The following is a 3007-nucleotide window of genomic DNA, read 5'->3' on the forward strand; positions in this document are numbered from 1 at the left end:
GAAAGAACCTAACAAAAAGACAAACATCAGCTTCTGGATAATCAAATCGGGGCTCCTATGTAGAGAAATCATGTAGCAGGTCAAGGCCGTGGTACAAAGTAAACACAATACCGTCCACGGGAAACGCAAAACTGCTTCAGACAGTCCCTGAACCAGCTTTAAGATCGCTTCAATCAAACGTTTCATGTCTTATCTCTTCCTCTCTATTTAAAATGGGCTTCTCTTCATACCTTCGATCAGGTCCAACTCAACTTCGCTCGGCCTAGTACCCTCGGTCCACTCGGGCCGCTCCCTATCATTTAGTTCGCTCCAGCGGCAATTATTCCTCCCAAAATGCTAGTGCCCATAAAAACAATATCCGGGGAACCCTCAGCTCATTCACTGAGGGCTCCCCGGATGTTTGCTTACCAGCCGAGCCAACCACGGAAACCGTCCAAGCGTCCGAGATAGCCGCAAAAGCCCCTTATTGTCCATCCTGAACGAAGTGAAGGATCTTGCGAAGTGAAGGATCTTCCTATCTACATATTCTCTCCGGCTGCCTCAGATATAAAGGCGGCAACCCTCTTGATCAAGATGCCGGCATATTCCCCGTTGATCGTTTTTCCCCGCCGTGCATTTTCCAGCCAATACTCGGGAGAGTCAATTAGTCCGTTTTGCTCAAAAACCAGTACAGCCTGTTTCAACTCTTCGTCTGTCATTTCAGCCAAAGTCCGTTTGAAGTCCCACCACCTAGCCCAGTCATTGGCGCTCATGGTTCTAGGGCAGATCGTGCGGCTGGCATCAAAATGCCGCACCACTCTGTCTATGGGGATTGAATGTCTTTCCATCAGGTGCTGCGTAAGATCCAAAGTATTCACCACAGCTTGGTCAAATTCGCCATCGGCGTTGAGGCATATTTCCACTCCAATAGAGTTTTCATTAGTAATACCGTATCTACCCCGCCCATCACCACAGTGCCAAGAAGCGTTTTCGTCTGCCACAGTCTGAACAATAGTGCGGTCATCCACAAAGTAGTGGGCCGAGGAACCTCTATTGCCACCGTTAAAATAGCGAAAGTGGGCCTCGGCATTAGCATCTGCCCGCGGATTGCCAGTGTCGTGGATAACTACGTACAATATCTTCTGCCTACTCCGGCTGGAGAAGTTGTACCGGATCAGTTTCTTCGTTATCGGCAGCATAACATCACCCCTGCTGGTAATTTGAACTAGCATCTACTATATATACTGACTATCCATCCCGGAAAGGTCGTGTTGGTGGTTTCAACACCGGCACTCCTCTCGCATAAACTACTACAGCATATTATCTAAGGGGGTGTTATGGTGACTCTTAGACCAGAAAATACAAGCTGGCAGGGGCTATCGCTTCGGCAGGAACTCAGCTTCTGGTTAGGAATAATGGTCGACCACAGTCGCTTCATGCGCAACGGCTTTGACCCTACCGAGGAAGAAGCATTTCAGATCGCTAACGACTTTGCCCGGAGCTTTGCTGTCTTTCAACAACAAAACGAAGTTCAGCCGGAGCCGAGCCCGGAATTTCTTTTCGCCCTGCAAGAACTGGTAGGGCAATTCATCGCCTTTAAGGGCAGCATTGCTGCCGGCATCGAAGCCTGCCGAATACTCTCCATACTCTCCGCGGGATTAATCGATCATATCCGCCGTGAAGCCATTTTCTTTTCCGGTATCCTGGCCCGAATCAAAGGGGAACCCCGTCCCACGCGCGAACAACTAGGACTGCCCATGCCAGGCATTGCTTCCACTGCCCCTCAGGTCTTTATCCCCCACTTACCCCAAGAGTTAGAAGAGATTGCATACGAAGAACTGCTGTTCTGGTCACGCATTGCTTTCGAGCACATGGGGGTATTGGCCCTGGGCTTCCGTCCCGAACAAGAGTCCTACCGCCGAGAGACCCTGCGTTGGGAACAGCGTCTGCACCGGCTGCACGATGCCGTGCTTGCTGGCTTTACAGCCAAGACTAACCCGGCCCGTTTCATCGATACCAGCCTGGAGCTAATTCAACAACACGCACAATTTCTGGCCCGTTTGTTCGATGAGGTTTCTAGCTGCACCATTCCCGGTCGACAGACCAACTTCTGGCCCCGGCTGGTCGATCATATGCGGCGTGAGGACATCTACTTCATCCAGGTTCTTACCGTTCTCAAACAAGTGCTGGCAGACCCGCAAGAATAGATCTTGCGGCCGCTCCGGGGTAGGACTCTCACCTCCGAGAATGCCGCCTTCCGGACTCCCGGCTCGTCTTTACTCCTGTATGTAGCCGCTGCCCTTAAAAGCTATTTTGCTGTGTTGAACAGCCATAAGAACCGTCCCCACGGCCAGTGAAGGCCAAAGACATCTGGGAAGGCCTACACCAAAAACAAAAAGCAGCCTCCGAAGAGGCTCCTTAGCAGCTTCCTGTACTTCTTACGTACCCCCTACTAGACGGTGGTGCCTAAATACTCCACCGTTTTCTTTAGTTAATATGTAGCGCAAAAAGTTGCCCTCTCGCTGTATTGCATCGGCTACTTCCTCGGGACTATAAGCCAAGGCCTCATAAGGTTCCATAACTTTTACCGCTGCTTTACCTAACACTTCCCACTGGCGCCAGCTGGGCATTTCGGCGAAATCGGGCGAGCGAAAGGGGGAAATGTTTGATGAATCAAAAAAGGGTTGTTTTAGCAACTGGAGCAGTGGTCGGTGCTCTTAGTGTATTATTAATGAAGCCCGTTAATCCAGCCAACATGGGCATTTGTGTTGCCTGTTTATTCGTGACATCGCCGGCGCTTTAGGAATGCATCGGGCTGAGGTGGTACAGTACATGCGACCGGAGGTACCGGGCTTTTTCTAGGTTCTTTTCTTGTGGCTACAACAAGCGGCGAGTTTAGGGCCCGGGGGCTCGTCACCGCTACTGAGGTTCGTTCTCAGTTTCTTCGTTATGTTAGGTGCGTTGGTATTTCTCGGCTGTCCGTTGCGCATGGTTTTACGTCTGGCCGGGGGTGACCTTAATGCCTTGC

At 51.0% G+C, this 3007-nt stretch carries 4 protein-coding genes; 1 reads left to right on the forward strand and 3 read right to left on the reverse strand.

Going from position 1 to position 3007, the window contains the following annotated elements:
- Together GX016_08045 and GX016_08050 are read right to left on the reverse strand one after the other, a co-directional pair.
- On the reverse strand, positions 1-186 hold a 186-nt coding region (locus tag GX016_08045), incomplete at its 3' end, for a DUF4153 domain-containing protein (protein ID HHT71510.1).
- Between the two features lie 332 nt (positions 187-518).
- Entirely contained in the window at positions 519-1175 is a 657-nt protein-coding gene (locus GX016_08050) for an N-acetylmuramoyl-L-alanine amidase (GenBank protein HHT71511.1), read from the reverse strand.
- 144 nt (positions 1176-1319) lie between these two features.
- On the opposite strand from GX016_08050, the gene GX016_08055 reads away from it, so the two are divergent.
- Positions 1320-2186, forward strand: a complete 867-nt coding sequence (locus tag GX016_08055) for a DUF2935 domain-containing protein (protein ID HHT71512.1) — start codon at positions 1320-1322, stop codon at positions 2184-2186.
- Between the two features lie 231 nt (positions 2187-2417).
- On the opposite strand, the gene GX016_08060 is transcribed toward GX016_08055, so the two are convergent.
- Positions 2418-2609, reverse strand: a complete 192-nt coding sequence (locus GX016_08060; protein ID HHT71513.1) for a hypothetical protein — start codon at positions 2607-2609, stop codon at positions 2418-2420.
- Positions 2610-3007 lie beyond the last annotated feature (398 nt).

The sequence above is a fragment of the Bacillota bacterium genome (genome assembly GCA_012837285.1).
Taxonomy (GTDB): Bacteria; Bacillota; DTU030; order DUMP01; family DUMP01; genus DUNI01.